Source organism: Burkholderia humptydooensis, from assembly GCF_001513745.1.
Classification (GTDB): Bacteria; Pseudomonadota; Gammaproteobacteria; order Burkholderiales; family Burkholderiaceae; genus Burkholderia; species Burkholderia humptydooensis.
The window spans coordinates 2610155-2626746 of the sequence record NZ_CP013382.1; the positions used below are offsets into that span (position 1 = coordinate 2610155).

A 16592-nucleotide genomic window follows, 5' to 3' on the forward strand; every position below is an offset into this window, starting at 1 on the left:
AGGAGCGAACATGAGCAGCCTCTATTCGATTCACCCCGATTCGGGGTCCGAAAAAATCGCGCTGAAACGCGTGTGGGATGGCGACGGCCCGCTCGCGGGCGGCTACACGAGCTTCGTCGCGCTGCCGCGCGCCGGCGGGCCCGATCTGATCGCCTACAACAAGGCCACGCAGAGGACCGACGTCTATGCGCTCGGCGACGCCGCGCCGTGGATCAATCCTGTCGATTCGAAGATCGAACTCGCCGGCGGGCCGTGGGACAGCGTCGCGTCGTTCGCGCTCGGCAACGTGCCGTATCTGCTTACGTATCGCGCCGACGACGGCACGTTCGGCTTCTTCGCGCTCGGCGCCGATCGGAGCGCGTCTCCGCCGTACACGTTTGCGCTGCCGCGCAACACCCCGACGCGCGGCTTCACGAACGTCGCGCCGTTCACGTCGCTCGGCCAGCAATACATCCTCGGCTACGACTTCAACACGGGGCGCGTCGCGAACTTCAGCGTCGCCGTGACGCCTTCGTCGGCGGACGGCGTGCCGCCGCTGCTCGCGCTGAACGTCTGGTATCACGAGTGGGCGAAGGGCTGGACGCAGTTCTCGTTCTTCCAGCTCGGCGGCGCGAACTTCTTCTTCAAGATCAACACAGCGAAGCTCAACGTCAACATCGATCACATCCAGGACAATCCGGCGCTCGGCACGGTCGAGGTCGGCAGCTACCTGCAAGGCCAGCTTCCGGACGCGCTGAAGATCACGAATGCGGCATGCGTGCCGTGGGCGCACGGCGAACCAACGCTCATCACGTACATCGCCTCGGACGGCGCGACGGCCGTCTATCGGATTCACGCGAACTGCCTCGGCTGGACGCGTATCGGCGCCACGACGACGGTCGCGGGCGCGTCGCACGTCGTGCCGTATCGCGCCGGCAACGCGTCGTATGCGCTGTTCTATCGAAGCTGAACGATCGATCGAGGAACCTGCGATGAACCCGAACACTGTCCCCCCGGCTGCGCGCGACGTCGCGTGGATCAAGCGCGCGTTGCAAGCCGCGATCGAGCTCGAATACTCGACGCTGCCGCTGTATCTGTCCGCGATGTTTTCGCTGGAAGTCCAGAACTACACCGCATACAACGCGATCCGCAGCATCGCGATGGAAGAAATGGTGCACATGGCCATCGCGTCGAATCTGCTCGCCGCGCTCGGCGGTTCGCCGCAATTCCAGTCGATCCGGATCGCATATCCGACGACGGGGCTGCCGGGCGGCGCGGAGCCGGATCTGCACGCCGGTCTCGCGCGCTATTCGAAGCCGCAACTGAAAAACTTCCTGCGCATCGAGACGCCCGCCTTCCTGCTGCGCCAGTTGGGCCGCGGCGGCGGCTACCCGACGATCGCCGCGTTCTACGAGAGCATACGTGATGCCGTCGAGCGCAACGCGGACGCGGTGCGCGCGGCGGTGCAGGCGGGCGGCCCGGCGAACCAGGTCGGCGACGACATCGGCTTCACGACCGTCACGTACACGCCGGGCGTCGATCCCGTCGAATCGTTCCATGCCGGCATCGACGAAATTCTTCAGCAGGGCGAAGGTTCCGGGCGCGGCGACGTGTTCGCCGGCAATCCGTTCGAGGACGAAGAGTCGCACTACGCGCGCTTCGCCGAGCTCTATTACGGCGCGCGCTACCAGGCGCCGTCACCGCCCGTCGATTTCAATCCGAAGAACGAGCCGCTTTTCTTCGGCGGTGCGGCGATCGCGGCGCCCGTCGTGATCAACACGCTCGCCGTGCCGGGCGACGGCTACGCGAGGATTCTCGCGCTCGATCCCGACCGCAGCACGGTGGAAAACGATCTGAACGCGTTCGACAACGGCTTTTCGGCGATCCTGTCGGCGCTCGACGCTGTATGGAACGGCCCGTCGGCTGCTTCGTGGAAGACGCTCGGCGGGGCCGTGCACGGGATGGTCGATCTGCGCGTGCTGTCGTGCTTCAACATCATGCGCCATCCGGTGCCGGCCGCCGCCGTCGCGCAACTCGCCGAGCTGTATCCGGACGAAATCGGCTACCTGCGCACTTACACCGATCTGTCGAAACCCGTGTTCTACGGTCCGAGATTCGTCAACGTGAATGGCAAGCAGGCGTCGTGAGCAGTCCGCACGACGACGGGCGTTGGGCGGCGCGCGCAAAGCGCGCCGCTCCTTTGTATTCGAGTTTGCGTGTGCGAGCGTTCAGGTCCTGTAGCCGTCGTCGCGACGCTCTAGCTTGCGAAGCAACGCCGGCCACACGAACGCGCCACCGAGTCCGCCCGTCTGCACGGACGCCGCTTCGGCACTCGTCGCGACGATCTCGGGCGGTATCTCGATCAACTCGCCGCCATTCTGCGCGGCAAGCTGAATCTGGCACGCGGTCTCGAACAGATACATCGCGAGAAATGCGTCCGCGATCGTCGGACCGACCGTCAGCAAGCCATGATTGCGCAGCATCAGGAACGTCGCGCGCCCGAGATCGGCCTGCAAGCGCGGCTTCTCGTCATCTCTGAGCGCAACGCCTTCGTAATCGTGATACGCGAGCGACGGCAGCACGAACGTCGATTGCTGGGAAATCGCCCGCATGCCGCCGCGCTGCGCGCTGACGGCCACGCCCGCGCGCGTATGCGTGTGCAGCACGCATTGCACGTCTTCGCGCGCGGCGTGCACCGCGCTGTGAATCACGAAGCCCGCGCGGTTCACCGGGTAAGGAGAATCGCCGACCTTGTTGCCGGCCGGATCGACCTTCACGAGCGACGACGCGGTGATCTCCTCGAACATCATTCCGTACGGGTTGATCAGAAAATGGTGATCGGGGCCGGGCACGCGCGCCGAAATGTGCGTGAAGATCAGATCGTCCCAGCCGTGCATCGCGACGAGGCGATAGCACGCCGCCAGGTCGCAGCGGAGTTTCCATTCGGCCGGATCGATGCCGGCGGCGGATGCGGTGCTCATGAAGGCTTCCTTTCGTTGCGGCCGACTGCCCGTGCAGTCGCTTTCGATGCAATGGGGCGCGCGTGCGTCACGCGCTCGGGTCGCGACGCCGACGCGCCGCCGCGGTGGAGCCGCACGCCACCCTACCAGTTTCGCGCGCCGGTGTGCATTAGAGACGGTTTCAAAAAGACCCCGAGGGGTTAACCTTGGTCGTCTGAACAACTGGAACCGAGGGGATGGGCGCACCGATCATTGATGACGAACTGTGGGCATTGATAGAACCTTTGCTGCCACCGCCAAAGCCACGCCGCAAGAAATACCCTGGGCGGCTCCCGGTTTCAGACCGGGCTGCACTGAACGGCATCCTGTTTGTATTCAAGACCGGGATACGCTGGTGCGACCTCTCGCCCAAGCTGGGATTCGGCTCCGGGCCGACCTGCTGGAGGCGTTTGCGCGACTGGCAAAAGGCTGGTGTGTGGAGCGCGTTGCACGAGTTGCTGCTCGCGAAGTTACGCGAGGCCGGCGAACTCGATCTCTCACGGGCAGCAGTCGATTCATCCTCGGTGCGAGCCGTTGGGGCGGGCGAAAAACTGGCCCGAACCCCACCGATCGCTCGCGACCAGGTTCGAAGCATCATATCCTTGTCGACGCCAATGGCGTGCCCATCAGTGCCATCCTGACTGGCGCGAATCGCAACGACGTTACGCAGTTGCTGCCGCTGGTTGACGCGATCCCGCCCATTCGCGGCATGTGCGGCCGACCGCTTCGCAAGCCCAAAGTCATCTACGCGGATCGCGGCTACGATTCCGAGCCGCATCGCGAGCGGCTTCGCGCGCGCGGCATCGAAACCGGTGATCGCCAGACGCCGTACGGAACACGGCAGCGGACTCGGCAAATTCCGCTGGGTGGTCGAGCGTACTCACGCATGGCTGCACAATTTTCGCCGTCTTCGCATTCGCTTTGAGCGTCGAGCCGACATTCACGAAGCTCTCCTTAAACTTGGTTGCGCGCTCGTCTGCTGGAACATCTTCAGGCGTACCGAGCAGTCTTTTTGAACCGGTCTCCAATTCATACCGTATTACGATTCTTTTATTGAGCACGGAACGATCCCCTATTCATTTCCATGCTAGCACTCGATGCATGGAAATGAGCCATTTCAAACCGATACGATGAATCGGTTAATATCCATCGGGCAGGAAGCGGCATAAGCAAAACGTCCGCCTCCTTCGTTGCCGTCGGCTCCCCCATCGAAACCTTCACACACCCGCGTCGCTAGCAGAGCACGGTTCCGCGCAATTCGCGCGCTTGCCGCCGCCCGGCACGCGCCTGCACCGCTCGCCCCGCTTCCATCCCCATCACGGTGCATCGTGCCTTTTATGCGGTGCACGTCACGGCATCGCTCACGCTCGCGGTGCACGCCGCGTCCCGGCCTTCTCCCATTCCGCCTTGTGCAGCGGCGTTTCCGGCCGCTGGCACGCATCATGCTGATCGAACATCATTCAAGTTACTTGAATAAGATTCCTGTCACTTTCACCACTCGCCACGGCCTTCCAGGGAACATCATGCATAAGTCAGTCCGCCGTTTCGTCCTCGCCCTGAGCGGCGTCTTCACGCTCGCCGCCGCCGCGCCCGTGCTCGCACAGGACGATCTGCTCGCGCGCATCAAATCGAACAAGGAAATCACGGTCGCGACCGAAGCACGCTACGCACCGTTCGAATATGTCGATAACGGCAAGATCGTCGGTTACGACGCCGACCTCATGGCCTACGTGCTCAAGTCGCTGCCCGACGTCAAGGTGAAGCAGCTCGATCTGCCGTTTCAGGGCCTGCTGCCGGGCCTCGACGCAAAACGTTTCGACATCGTCGTGACCGCCGTCACCGTCAACAAGGATCGCGCCGATCACTTCGCCTTCACGCTGCCGGTGGCGGATGCCACGACCGGCGTGCTGCTGCGTGCGAACGAAAGCGCCATCAAGTCGCCGAACGATCTGAACGGCAAGGTGGTCGGCTCGCAAACGGGTTCCGCACAATTGCAGGCGCTCGTCGCGCTCGACAAGAAGCTCAAGGAAGCGGGCGGTCTTGGCATCAAGCAGATCAAGCAATACGTGTCGTTCGACGAAGCGTATGCGGACCTCGCGGTGGGCCGTCTCGACGCCGTCGCGCAATCGGTAGCGAATCTCGGGCCGCTGATGAAGTCGCGTCCGGGCGTGTTCACGCTGCTGCCGCAAACCATCGGTCCGAAGAGCTACTTCGCGTGGGTCGCGCGCAAAGACGCAGACAGCGCCGCGCTGCTCAAGCTCTTCAGCGACGGCATCGCCCGCGCGAACAAGGACGGCACCATGAAGAAGCTGCAGGAGAAGTGGTTCGGCTCGACCATGGACGTGCCCGCCGACGCGCTGCCCGCACCGACACTGTAACCTGCGTTTTCACCCACGTTTTACCGGACCTCGCGCAACATGAACGTACCCGATCTGCTCACGCGCTGCGCCGGCTATCTGCCGCAGCTTCTCGACGGCGCGCTGACGACGCTCTGGCTGTCGGCTGTCGCCGTGGGCTGCGGCTTCTTCGTCGGCGTGTTCGTCCACACCATGTCGGTCAGCCACAGCCGCCTGTTGCGCGGCGCCGCACGCGTCTATGTGAGCGTGCTGCGCGGCACGCCGGTTCTCGCGCAATTGCTGGTGTTCTACTACGTGCCCTCGGCGCTCGGCATCGAATTGCCGGGCTTCGTGGCCGCCGCGATCGGGCTTTCGCTCAACACGGGCGCCTATCAATCGCAGATTCTCGGCGCGGGTTTTCGCGCCATCGCGCCCGGCCAGATCGAGGCCGCGCTCACCTTCAACCTCACGCGCCGCCAGGTGCTTTGGCATATCGAGGTGCCGCAGGTCATGCGCGCCACGCTGCCCGCACTGGTCTCCGAAATGATCGACATCGTCAAGGCATCGGCCGTGGTCTCGGTGATCTCGGTGACGGACCTGATGCGCGTGGGTCAGCAACTCTCGTCGTCGAGCTATCGGCCGCTGGAAGTCTATTCGCTCGCGGCCGTCTTTTATCTGGCGATCACTTCGCTGCTCGCCTGCGCCGGCCATGTCTTCGCTCGCCGCACGGCGCGGCGCGCTTAAGTCTGCACCGATCGTCTGCACGGATGCCCTCATGGACTCGCTGATTGCCCTCGTTCCCCGCTTCGCCGCCGCCACGGCCGTCACGCTCGAAGTCAGCGTGCTCGCCGCGCTCGTCGGGATGGTGGCGGGCTTCACGCTAAATGCGCTGCGCCTCGCGTTCGGACGCGCCTTCGCGCTGCCGTATGGCGTGTTCATCTGGCTGATTCGCGGTACGCCGTATCTCTCGCAACTCGTCATCATCTATTTCGGATTGCCAATGATTGGCGTGACGATGAGCGCCGTGGAAGCCACCGTCGTCTCGCTCGCGCTCTACGCCAGCGCCTATTTTGCGGAGATTTTCCGCGCCGCGTGGGCCAGCGTGCCGCGCGGCCAGCTCGAAGCGGCCGCCGCGTTCGGCGTGAGCCGGCGCGCAACGTTCCGCGCGATCGAACTGCCGCAGGCGCTCGCCTTCGCGCTGCCGCTCATCGCCAATCAAACGATTCTCGTGATCAAGGAAAGCGCGGTGGCGTCGATCATCACCGTGCCCGAACTGACAATGACGGCGAGCGATGTCGTCGCCTCGACCTATACGTATATCGGCCCGTACGCGCTGCTGATCGCGTGCTACTGGCTGCTGACCCAGGCCGTCTCGCTGCTCGCACAGCGCGCGACGGCACGCATTCCCTTTCTGCGAAAGACCTCATGAGCGCTCTTCCGATTCTCCAGCTGCGCGCCGTCGGCAAGTCATACGGCGCAAACCGCGTGCTCAAGGGCATCGACCTCGACATCATGCGCGGCGAAATCGTCACGCTGATCGGGCCGTCGGGCTCGGGCAAGACGACCGCCCTGCGCTGCATGAATTTTCTGGAAGCCTATGACGAAGGCGAAGTGTGGATCAAAGGGCAACTGCTCGGCTATCGCTCCTCGGGCCGCACGCCGCGCGATCGTGATAGCGAGGCAAGCATCGCCGACGTGCGCCGCCCCGTGGCCATGGTGTTTCAGCAATTCAATTTGTGGCCGCATATGAGCGTGCTCGACAACGTCGCCGCGCCGCTCGTGCTCGCGAAGAAAATGCCGAAGCGCGAGGCACGCGAGAAAGCCCGCAAAGCGCTCGAACGCGTGGACATGGGCCACAAGGCCGACGCCTGGTCCGCGAGCCTCTCGGGCGGCCAGCAGCAGCGCGTGGGCATCTCGCGCGCGCTCGCCATCGAGCCGGAAGTGATGCTGCTCGACGAACCCACATCGGCGCTCGATCCCGAACTCGTCGAGGAAGTGCTCAACGTGATCCGCTCGCTTGCGCAAGACGGCATGACGATGGTGATGGTCACGCACGAAATGAGCTTCGCCGCGAAAATCTCCGACAAAGTCGTGTTCATGGAGGCGGGCTCCATCGTCGAAGCAGGACCGCCGGCGCGACTGTTCGGCAACACGCGCACGCCGCGTCTGCAACAGTTTCTCAAACCGTGGCTCGAACGCAGCCTGACGTTCGCCGCCGAACCCGCGCTCGCCGCGCAAGGAGCGGCATCGTGAACGCGCTGCATGAACTCGCGACCCGTATCGCGCAACACGTCGATGCCGAGCGTTTGCTTGCGTCCGTTGAAACGCTCGCGTCGTTCGGCGCGCGCGACGACGGCGGCGTGAACCGTCTCGCCCTGAGCGCCGACGATCTCGACGCGCGCCGCTATCTGATCGACCGCGCGCATGCGCTCGGCTGCACGGTGTCTGTCGATGCGTGCGCGAATCTGTTCATCCGCCACGCGGGCACCGAAGCGCTTGCGCCCGTCGTGACCGGCAGCCATATCGATACGCAGCCTTCGGGCGGCAAGCTCGACGGCTGCTATGGCGTGCTCGCGGGCTTCGAAGTGATCGAAGCGCTCAACGACGCGAACGTGCAAACGCGCCGTCCGCTCGAAGTCGCGATCTGGACCAACGAGGAAGGCGCGCGATTCGCGCCGGGTGCGATGGGTTCGAGCGCGTTCGTCGAACCGGCGCGCATGGCGCGTTATCTCGATGCGCGCGATGCGCAAGGCGTAACACTGCGCGAAGCGCTCGACGCACATAAAAAGGCGTTCCCCGACCTCGGGCAACACGAAGCGGACGAAACCGCGCACGCCTTCGTCGAATTGCATATCGAGCAAGGCCCGCAACTTGAGAATGCCAACCTGCCGCTCGCGGTCGTAAGCGGCATTCAGGGCGTGCGCTGGTACGCGTTTCATTGCACCGGCGTGGCGGCCCATGCGGGCACCACGCCCATGCCGCTGCGCCGCGATGCGATGACGCTCGCGCTCGCGCTGCACGCCGAACTCGACGGCATCGCGCGCCGTCTGGGCGCGGAGCACACGCGCGTCACCTTCGGGCGCTGGAACGTCGAGCCGAATTCGATCAACACGGTTCCCTCGAACGTGAGCTTCACGGTGGACTTCCGCCACCCCGACTCAACCGTGCTCGACGCCTTCGACGACGCCGTGCACGCGCTCGCGAAGCGCCACGAAGCACGCCTCGAAGCACTGTTCTCGCACGCGCCCGTCGCCTTCGACGCCGCCGTGCTCGCCACGCTCGACGCAGCCTGCCAGGCGTTCGATGCACCCGCCACGCGGCTCACGTCGGGCGCTTTTCACGACGCCATGTATCTCGCCGGGCATTGTCCGAGCGCGATGCTGTTCGTGCCGAGCATCGGCGGCATCAGCCATAACCCGGTCGAAGCCACGCATCCGCATCACCTCGTGCTGGGCGCCCGCGCGCTCGCCCACAGTCTGACCACGCTCTGCAATGCCTGAGCGATTGACCCACTTCACCCGCACCACACCAGGAGTCCCTATGAATTTCCCCGCAGCCACCGCCACGCACGCCGACGACAACGGCACCGAAAACGGCATCAACGCCACGCTGCACGAGCCGATTTCCGCGGACGGTACGCCCGAACTCGGCAAGACCTACACCGTCCCCGCGCGCTGCGGCCGCGCCGTGCGCGTGAAGGCGGGTCAAACGATCCGCATCGCGAATCCGCACGGCACGCAAGTCTGCGATACGTGGATCTTCAACGCGCAGCATCTGAACGAATTCCTCTCGTTCGAACACACGCGGGCGTATCTCGACAAGATCATTCCGCAGCCGGGCGATCCGCTCGTGACCAACCAGCGCCGCCCGATCGCCGAACTCGTGACCGACACGTCGCCCGGCATGCACGACACGCTGATCGCCGCGTGCGATCTGTATCGCTATCGCAATCTCGGCGTCGAGGGCTATCACGACAATTGCGCCGACAATCTGCGTCTCGCGCTCAAGGCCATCGGTCTGCGCACGCGTGAAGTGCCGCAGCCGTTCAACCTGTGGATGAACATTCCCGTGAAGCCCGATTATTCGATCGACTGGCTGCCGCCCGTTTCGAAGGCCGGCGATTACGTGGAAATCAAGGCGGTGATGGATTGCGTGGTGGCGATGTCGGCGTGCCCGCAGGATATCATTCCGATCAACGCGCTCAACCCGCTCGAAGTCGAGTTCACGGTGTTCGCGTAACACACGCTATGCCGGTGATAGTGGTGACGTTGCAGTCGCCCTGATCTCTCCGATCGACGGAAACACACACGTGGCCAACGACAAACGTTCTTCCTCGACGGGCGCCGCCCGTCCTTCCCGCGCGGGCACGGGTACGCGCGCCGCCGCCGGCGCCGTCGCCACTGCTCAGCCGGCGCCGAAAGTCGCTGAAAAAGCCGCCCCAAAAACCGCACGCAAGGCAGCGGTCAAAACGCCCACGTGTGCAGCAGGCGGCGCGCAGACCGCGTCGAATGGCTCCGACGGGCTCGGCATGCGTCTGCGCCACGCGCGCATGGTGCAGCAGATGACGCTCAAGGCGCTCGCGGAACAGGCGGGCTGCTCGGAGAGCCTGCTGTCGAAGGTCGAAGGCGGCCACGCCACGCCCTCGCTCGCCACGCTGCACCGGCTCGCGCTGGCGCTCGACACCAACGTCGCGGCGCTGGTCTCGGGTCCGGTTGCGTCCGCCTCGCCCGTGCAGCGCGCGAGCGAGCGGCCCGCCGTGCGCTTTCCTGCGGCTCAGGGCGCACGCGGGCGCTCCGCGCAACAGACGATCGTGCTAGAACGCCTCGTCGTGCCGGGACCGGGACGCCTGCTGCAAGGCGACATTCACGTGCTCGAACCGCAAGCGCGCAGCGACGAGCAGATCAGTCACGCGGGCGAGGAGCTCGGCTACGTGCTCGATGGCGAACTCGAACTCACGCTCGGCGACGAGACCTGGCGTCTGCAGGCCGGCGACTCGTTCTACTTCCCGAGCACCGAGCCGCACAGCTATCGCAATCCCGGCGACACCGTCACGCGCGTCTTGTGGATCAACACGCCGCCGACCTTCTGAGCGCTCCCGCAGATGACCCAGACCGACCTCTCGCAGATGCAGATGCCGCGTTTCGCCGGCATTCCCACCTTCATGCGCGTGCCGTTCGCGCGCGACCCGCAGGACTACGACATCGCGCTCGCGGGCGTGCCCTACGACGGCGGCGTGACGGCGCGGCCCGGCGCGCGCTTCGGCCCACGCGAGATCCGCAATATGTCGACGATGATGCGTGCGATCCACCACGTCATGCGTTTCAATCCGTTCGAGGCGTGCCGCGTGGCCGATATCGGCGACGTGCCGTTCGAGCATCTTTACGACATCGAGCGCGCGCATGCCGATATCCGCGCGTTCTTCGAGCCCGTGTTTCGCGCCGGCAAACGCGCGCTGATTGCGGGCGGTGACCATTCAATTACCTTTCCGATCTTCCAGGCGATAGGTGCAGCACAAGCCACGAAGACGCCGCTTGCGCTCGTGCATATCGACGCGCACACCGACACCTGGGACGCGTACAAAGGCTCCAAATTCACGCACGGCGCGCCTTTCCGGCGCGCGGTGGAAGCAGGCCTGCTCGATCCCACACGCACGATCCAGATCGGCATACGCGGCGCGCAGAACACCGACGAAGGCTGGCGCTATTCGCTCGATCACGGCATGCGCGTGGTGTTCATCGAGGAATTCGAAGCGCTCGGCCCCGCGGCGATCGCCGCCGAGGCCAGACGTATCGTAGGGGACATGCCGGTCTATCTCTCGCTCGACGTGGACGGGCTGGACCCGGTCTTCACGCCCGGCACCGGCACGCCCGAAATCGGCGGTCTCACGACGCGCGAAACGCTTGCGCTGCTGCGCGGACTCGATGGCTTGAACTGGGTGGGCGGCGACGTGGTGGAGGTTTCGCCGCCTTACGATCCGTCAGGCAATACCGCGCTGGTTGCGGCCACACTGATGTACGAAATGCTTTGTCTATTCGCGCGTGGCCACGCCACTGCAGGCACCGACCACACTTGATTCACATCGGCCAGTTCAATTTAAGCAGTCTTTTTGAAACGGTCTCTTAGGATTGCCAGCTCTCTCCCTCATCGGCAGTCGCTTCAAACGTTTGAAACGGGATGGAACGCGCGCGGCAAAACGGCGGCATAATCACGGGCGATGCCACCGAAACGCAACGAACCGTCGCCGATCCGCAACGGCGCACGCCCGAAGCCGACGCGACACGCCTGCCTCGATGCCCTCCTTCGCGAGATCCGCGCGTGCACCGTCTGCGCGCCGCATCTTCCGTGCGGGCCGCGGCCGGTCGTGCGCGCCGATCCGAGTGCGCGCATCCTGATCGTCGGTCAGGCGCCCGGCGCGCGCGTCCATGCATCCGGCATCCCGTGGAATGACGCGAGCGGCAAACGGTTGAGGGAGTGGCTGAACGTCGACGACGCGACGTTCTACGACGAATCGCTGTTTGCGATCGTCCCGATGGGTTTCTGCTATCCGGGGCGCGGCGCGAGCGGCGACAATCCGCCACGTCCGGAATGCGCGCCGCTTTGGCTCGACAAGCTGCTTGGCGAACTGCCCGACATCCGGCTCACGCTGCTGATCGGCCAGTATGCGCAACGCCGCTTCCTCGGCGCGCGCCGCAAACCTTCGTTGACCGAAACGGTGCGCGCGTGGTCCGAGTACGCACCGGAATTCATTCCGCTTCCGCATCCATCGCCGCGCAATCAGGGCTGGCTCAAGCAGCATCCCTGGTTCGACGCCGAGGTGCTGCCCGCGCTGCGCGGCAAAGTGGCCGAACTGCTGCTGCCACCGCGAGGCCGCCGGCGGACGAAGCGCTGATCCGTCCGAAAACGCCCGGTTCGTTCGTGTTCCGAATCGTCGCTGCAAACGGCTTCGCCGCGAGCGACCCGCCCGCGGCGAAGCCCCGGTCAGGCGGCGCGCGCCTCGCACGCCGCCCCGTGCCTGCGCGCTTCCCGTCAGGCCGGAAGCAGCGGCACCGTCACGCTCGTTCCGGCCGGATCGAGCGTGAGCTCGGTGCCGGGCGTCGGCCGCAGCGTCGCCTCGTTGTCGCTCGACAGCACGACGAGCCCGAGCCGGTGGCCCGCTTCGAGCTTGTAGTCGCGCGGCATGAATGTCAGGCGCAAGTCGTACGGCATGCCGGGCAGCACCGGCTCCGAGAACCAGCTCGACAGACGGTTGCGCGGGTCCGTCCATGCACGGGTGACGATCGTCGCACTGCCGTCCGGCGCGCGATCGATCAGCAGCGCGGTCACGTTCGCGGTCGCCGAGAACGTCAGACGCACGCGCGCGGTCGCAGTGCCCGAGATCCGCGTCGCGCTTGCGACGGGCGTCGTCTCGAAGCGGCTGCGATGCTCGCCCGTGTTCGCGTTCGCGAGCGTGAGCGCCATGATCCTCGCATCGTCGGTGAACTTCGCGAGCGGGCCGCCCGCCGGCTCGGCCAGCAGCGTGCCGATGCTCGCGCCGTCGCCGCCCGCGAAATACGTGACGGACGATGCGCCGCGCGCGGGCCAGCTCGCCTCCTTCAGCAGCGTGCCGTCCGCCTGCTCGATCACCGAGCCCGGGCTGCGCTCGACGCCGTTGTCGTAGCCGAGCAGATAGCGCGTGAACCAGCGGTTCACCTGCTCGGTCCACGCGTTGGCCATCGCGGGCACGCGAGTCGGATCGGTGTGGCGCGCGCGGTGCAGCCACAATTGCGCGGGCACGCCCTGGCGCCGCATGGCGAGATACCACGATGTCGACTGATCGGTTCTGACGTTGTCGTCGGCAAGCCCCTGCGCGACGAGCGCGGGCGCGACCGCGAGCGCGCTCGGAATCTCGCGCGCCGCCCAGAACGCCGAATAGTCGCCCGTCTTGCGATCCTCCTTCTGCAATGCCTCATCGATCAGATGCGTGCAGCGCTCCGGATGCGGGTTCGTCAGCAGCGCCTTGATGTAGACGTCGACATCCTCGCCCTGATAGCCGTCGGGCGCGCGCACGAGCCCGCCCGACCGGTAGTAGCCGTACATCTCCGTCAGCCCGGCGACCGGCACGATCGCATCGAGCCCGCGCGTGCGCAGGCTCGCGACCATCTTCGGCAGCGTGCCGTCGTACGATACGCCGTACATGCCGACGTGCCCCGTCGACCAGGTCGCGACGGCCGGCTTGCCATTCGCGTCCTTCGCGGCCGCGCCGCGCCCGAGCCAGCGGATCACCGACGCCATCGCCACCGATTCGTCGCGCGTCAGGATCGTCGGGCAGCCGTCCGAGCCGGCCGTGCCGAGCGAATCTGCGTACACGACCGTGAAGCCGCGCGGCACGAAATAGCCCTCGATCCACGAGCGCCCCGCGGCGGCCGCGTCGACCTGCTGCCAGATCCGCGTCTGCGGCGCGGCGGCCATGATTCGTGCGGACACCGAAGCAGCCGGATGCGGCGTGCCGTCGAGCTCGACGTCGACGTTGTGGTTCGGGCTGTCGGCAAGCCCGTTGTAGTAGGGACTCGCGAGCACGATGACGGGCGTGCGCGCGCCCGACGCGGTTTCGGACGGACGCACGATGCGCACGTGAATCCGATCCTTCGCGCCGTCGCCGTCGGAATCGACGGGCGTCTCGACCCACGCCTCCTCGGAGATCGTGCCGCCCGACAGCGACGGCTGCACCTGCCCGTTCTGGATCACGGGCCGATAGCGGCCGCCGCTCGACAGACTGGCATACGCCACGCCTGACGGCGAGAAGCGCGCAGCGAGCTGCTGTGTGCCGGCCGCGGACGGCGCGGCCCCCTCCTGCTGGACCTGAGCGAGCGCGGACGCACCCGGGATGCCCGCGCCGTCGTCGCCGCCGCAAGCGGCAAGCGTCGCGGCGGCGGCGAGTACGGCAATCCAGGCGCGACGCGGTTCGGTTCGATGAAGTCTCATTGTTGTCCTTGTTTCGATGATCGTCTGGGAACGGTCATCCCGTGCGGGATGGCGTCGTGTTGAACATGCCGGCGGGCGCTGCCGGCCGCATCGCGCGTATCGTCGCCCTCACGAAATCGGGCGCGTCCGCGACGCGATGCTTCGACGCCGCCGGCCATGCTGCGACGGCGGCGTCGCTATGCGGGCGTTGCACGGGAAAGCGCGTCGCACATCGATGCGCTGCGCCGATGCCCGCATCCCGCATGACGGACATCGGCGCGCGCGAACGCGAAACCTCCCTGCCGCAACGCCCGCGTTCGCTCACTGCGCAGCGGCGTCGACCGCGTTGCCCGCGTCGAGCAGCCCTGCGCCGCAAGTGCTCGTCGAGCAGTTCGATCCGCTCGCGAACGGGCGCGCGCTCGATTGCAGCCGCTGCAAGACCTGCGAAGGCGACAGCGTCGAATTGACCGCGAGCATCAGCGCGACCGTGCCCGCGACGTGCGGCGTCGCCATGCTCGTGCCGTTGTAGCTCGCGTAGCTGTCCGCCCCCGGCGACGTCTTGCCTGCATTGAGCGTCGACAGAATGCCGACGCCCGGCGCGGCGATCTTCACGGCGGCGCCGTAGTTGCTGAAGCTCGCGCGCACGCCGTTGCTGTCGATCGCGCCGACCGCGATCACGCCCTGACAATTCGCCGGCTGCGTCGTCGACACCGGGCCGCCGTTGTTGCCCGCCGCCACGACGACGCTCGCGCCGCGGGACGCGATCTCGTTGATCGCATTCTGGTAGGTCGAGCTGCACGTGCGGCCGTATCCGCCGAGGCTCAGGTTCAGCACCTTCGCCGGATTCGGATTCGACGGCACGCCCGGCACCGCGAGGCCCACCGCCCAGCGCATGCCGTCGACGATGTCGCTCAGCATCCCGCCGCACTTGCCGAGCACGCGCACGGGCGGCACCTTGCCGACCCACGAGATGCCCGCGACGCCGACGCCGTTGTTCGTCACCGCGCCGATCGTGCCCGCGACGTGCGTGCCGTGCCACGAGCTGTTGCTCGCGCCGCAACCGTAGAACGGACCGCTCGGATCGCTGTCCTCCTGCGCGGTGACCCAGTCGCCGGGGTCCGATGCGTCGCTGTCGCGGCCGTTGCCGTCGTTCGCGGTCGGGACGTCGGAGATGAAGTCGTAGCCGGGCAGCAGGTTGGCGGCGAGATCCGCGTGCGGGCGATAGCCGGTATCGATGACGCCGACGACGATGCGCGCGGCCCCGGTCGTGCGATCCCATGCCTTCGGCAGATTCGCGCCGGCTGTCGGATTGAAGTAGCCCCACTGCTCGGGATAGCGCGTGTCGTTCGGCACGACGAACGCATGCATCCGCGCATCGGGCTCCGCATATTCGATCGCACCGTCCGCCGCGAAATCGCGCGCGAGCCCCTCGGCTTCCGCGAGCGGCACGCGGCGCCGCAGCGCCAGCACGGTCGCGCCGCCCGACATGTCGCGCTTGATGCGAATGCCCGCGGCGGGATCGCCCGGATTGCCGGGCGCGGATGCGGCGGCCGCGCCGAATGCGCGCCCCGCCGCGCGCGCATTGCGTGCGGCCAGCACGCGATCGATGACCGCCTGGACGTCCGCTTGCGCGGCCTTCGCGGCCGGCGCACCGGACAACGTCTTCGCGGCGCGCAGCTTGACGATCAACTGATCGACCGCATCGGCGGGCCCCGGAACCCAAGGCGCGGCTGTGGTTTCCGCTCGCGCGACCGAAGCGAGACCTGCCAGTGCGGCGCACAGCACGGTCATCCTAATAGAAGTAGTACGAATCAATATTGACATGCCCATACTCCCCCAAACGGAATGGAACGGAATGAGTCCACGATGTTGTGCTGTCGCTGCTTGCTTCGCTGCGCTGCCGGCAAGAAAGGACACGCCGCGCCGATACGAACGACGTAACTTGGCTGGACGACGTGTTGCCGACAAACCGATCGCGGTCGACCGAACCGTCCGGCTGCGCGAGCCGGACGGTTCGTCTTCCGTCAGATCTGCATCATGGGAACGAGCGGAACGGTGACCCGCTCCGTCTGCCCCACCCTCTCAGGTTCTTTTTGCCGCGTTTGTATTTATCGGTACATCTTTGCGACTCGTCAGGCCCGCATCAAGCATTCGCCGTGTCGTTCGACGACGGCGAACTCGGATTACATTCTTGTTTCTCGATGTCGACACGAGATCACGAGCAGCGTGCAAGCGGCGGATCGGCGGACCCGCCGGCACCGGCCATCGTCAGCAGAGTGGCCCGCCTGTCCACGTTGCGGCGCTTGCGCCGCCCGGTCTCGTTTCTTTCCAGAAGCTT

At 66.0% G+C, this 16592-nt stretch carries 14 protein-coding genes and 1 pseudogene; 12 read left to right on the forward strand and 3 right to left on the reverse strand.

The features are described from left to right. The first annotated feature begins 10 nt into the window (after nucleotides 1–10). Complete coding sequence (locus AQ610_RS30405) at nucleotides 11–949, forward strand: hypothetical protein (protein ID WP_043283011.1); 939 nt, start codon at nucleotides 11–13, stop codon at nucleotides 947–949. Between the two features lie 22 nt (nucleotides 950–971). Then, on the forward strand, nucleotides 972–2126 hold the full coding sequence (locus AQ610_RS30410; RefSeq protein WP_006028106.1) for a ferritin-like domain-containing protein: 1155 nt from the start codon (nucleotides 972–974) through the stop codon (nucleotides 2124–2126). 81 nt (nucleotides 2127–2207) lie between these two features. Here the strand turns inward: AQ610_RS30410 and AQ610_RS30415 are convergent, their stop codons facing one another. Continuing rightward, a complete protein-coding gene (locus AQ610_RS30415) occupies nucleotides 2208–2960 on the reverse strand; it encodes a class II aldolase/adducin family protein (RefSeq protein WP_006028107.1) in 753 nt (250 codons plus the stop codon). Nucleotides 2961–3175: 215 nt separating this feature from the next. On the opposite strand from AQ610_RS30415, the pseudogene AQ610_RS35490 reads away from it, so the two are divergent. The 10 genes and pseudogenes from AQ610_RS35490 to AQ610_RS30460 all read left to right on the forward strand — a co-directional run bounded on the left by AQ610_RS35490 (nucleotide 3176) and on the right by AQ610_RS30460 (nucleotide 12203). After that, a pseudogene (locus tag AQ610_RS35490) lies at nucleotides 3176–3994 on the forward strand (IS5 family transposase). Between the two features lie 507 nt (nucleotides 3995–4501). Then, nucleotides 4502–5356 (forward strand): transporter substrate-binding domain-containing protein, encoded by an 855-nt coding sequence (locus AQ610_RS30420; protein WP_006028108.1) that lies wholly within the window; start codon nucleotides 4502–4504, stop codon nucleotides 5354–5356. Nucleotides 5357–5395: 39 nt separating this feature from the next. Further along, nucleotides 5396–6058, forward strand: a complete 663-nt coding sequence (locus tag AQ610_RS30425) for an amino acid ABC transporter permease (RefSeq protein ID WP_006028109.1) — start codon at nucleotides 5396–5398, stop codon at nucleotides 6056–6058. Between the two features lie 31 nt (nucleotides 6059–6089). Further along, nucleotides 6090–6743: an amino acid ABC transporter permease gene (locus AQ610_RS30430; RefSeq protein WP_006028110.1), complete on the forward strand. Its 654-nt coding sequence runs from the start codon at nucleotides 6090–6092 to the stop codon at nucleotides 6741–6743. Then, a complete protein-coding gene (locus AQ610_RS30435) occupies nucleotides 6740–7567 on the forward strand; it encodes an amino acid ABC transporter ATP-binding protein (RefSeq protein ID WP_009915882.1) in 828 nt (275 codons plus the stop codon). The genes AQ610_RS30430 and AQ610_RS30435 overlap by 4 nt, the downstream gene beginning before the upstream one ends. Continuing rightward, on the forward strand, nucleotides 7564–8814 hold the full coding sequence (locus AQ610_RS30440) for a M20 family metallo-hydrolase (protein WP_006028112.1): 1251 nt from the start codon (nucleotides 7564–7566) through the stop codon (nucleotides 8812–8814). Before AQ610_RS30435 ends, AQ610_RS30440 begins: the two co-directional genes overlap by 4 nt. Nucleotides 8815–8854: 40 nt before the next feature. Next, nucleotides 8855–9553, forward strand: a complete 699-nt coding sequence (locus tag AQ610_RS30445) for a DUF1989 domain-containing protein (RefSeq protein ID WP_006028113.1) — start codon at nucleotides 8855–8857, stop codon at nucleotides 9551–9553. Between the two features lie 289 nt (nucleotides 9554–9842). Next, nucleotides 9843–10403 (forward strand): cupin domain-containing protein, encoded by a 561-nt coding sequence (locus tag AQ610_RS30450; protein ID WP_009915883.1) that lies wholly within the window; start codon nucleotides 9843–9845, stop codon nucleotides 10401–10403. A gap of 12 nt (nucleotides 10404–10415) precedes the next feature. Beyond that, nucleotides 10416–11387: an agmatinase gene (speB, locus tag AQ610_RS30455; RefSeq protein ID WP_006028115.1), complete on the forward strand. Its 972-nt coding sequence runs from the start codon at nucleotides 10416–10418 to the stop codon at nucleotides 11385–11387. Nucleotides 11388–11528: 141 nt separating this feature from the next. Continuing rightward, nucleotides 11529–12203 (forward strand): uracil-DNA glycosylase family protein, encoded by a 675-nt coding sequence (locus AQ610_RS30460; RefSeq protein WP_009915885.1) that lies wholly within the window; start codon nucleotides 11529–11531, stop codon nucleotides 12201–12203. Between the two features lie 137 nt (nucleotides 12204–12340). Here the strand turns inward: AQ610_RS30460 and AQ610_RS30465 are convergent, their stop codons facing one another. After that, nucleotides 12341–14275: a Xaa-Pro dipeptidyl-peptidase gene (locus AQ610_RS30465; RefSeq protein WP_006028117.1), complete on the reverse strand. Its 1935-nt coding sequence runs from the start codon at nucleotides 14273–14275 to the stop codon at nucleotides 12341–12343. A gap of 300 nt (nucleotides 14276–14575) precedes the next feature. Continuing rightward, nucleotides 14576–16078 carry a S8 family serine peptidase MprA gene (mprA, locus tag AQ610_RS30475; protein ID WP_043283013.1) on the reverse strand — a complete coding sequence of 501 codons (1503 nt, stop codon included), beginning with the start codon at nucleotides 16076–16078 and terminating at the stop codon, nucleotides 14576–14578. Nucleotides 16079–16592 lie beyond the last annotated feature (514 nt).

Excerpts from the sequence above, each read along its gene's own strand:
- AQ610_RS30405 (WP_043283011.1), top strand. The coding sequence starts at position 11 with ATGAGCAGCCTCTATTCGATTCACCCCGATTCGGGGTCCGAAAAAATC.
- AQ610_RS30410 (WP_006028106.1), top strand. The coding sequence starts at position 972 with ATGAACCCGAACACTGTCCCCCCGGCTGCGCGCGACGTCGCGTGGATC.
- AQ610_RS30415 (WP_006028107.1), bottom strand. The coding sequence starts at position 2,960 with ATGAGCACCGCATCCGCCGCCGGCATCGATCCGGCCGAATGGAAACTC.
- AQ610_RS30420 (WP_006028108.1), top strand. The coding sequence starts at position 4,502 with ATGCATAAGTCAGTCCGCCGTTTCGTCCTCGCCCTGAGCGGCGTCTTC.
- AQ610_RS30425 (WP_006028109.1), top strand. The coding sequence starts at position 5,396 with ATGAACGTACCCGATCTGCTCACGCGCTGCGCCGGCTATCTGCCGCAG.
- AQ610_RS30430 (WP_006028110.1), top strand. The coding sequence starts at position 6,090 with ATGGACTCGCTGATTGCCCTCGTTCCCCGCTTCGCCGCCGCCACGGCC.
- AQ610_RS30435 (WP_009915882.1), top strand. The coding sequence starts at position 6,740 with ATGAGCGCTCTTCCGATTCTCCAGCTGCGCGCCGTCGGCAAGTCATAC.
- AQ610_RS30445 (WP_006028113.1), top strand. The coding sequence starts at position 8,855 with ATGAATTTCCCCGCAGCCACCGCCACGCACGCCGACGACAACGGCACC.
- AQ610_RS30450 (WP_009915883.1), top strand. The coding sequence starts at position 9,843 with ATGCGTCTGCGCCACGCGCGCATGGTGCAGCAGATGACGCTCAAGGCG.
- speB (WP_006028115.1), top strand. The coding sequence starts at position 10,416 with ATGACCCAGACCGACCTCTCGCAGATGCAGATGCCGCGTTTCGCCGGC.
- AQ610_RS30460 (WP_009915885.1), top strand. The coding sequence starts at position 11,529 with ATGCCACCGAAACGCAACGAACCGTCGCCGATCCGCAACGGCGCACGC.
- AQ610_RS30465 (WP_006028117.1), bottom strand. The coding sequence starts at position 14,275 with ATGAGACTTCATCGAACCGAACCGCGTCGCGCCTGGATTGCCGTACTC.
- mprA (WP_043283013.1), bottom strand. The coding sequence starts at position 16,078 with ATGTCAATATTGATTCGTACTACTTCTATTAGGATGACCGTGCTGTGC.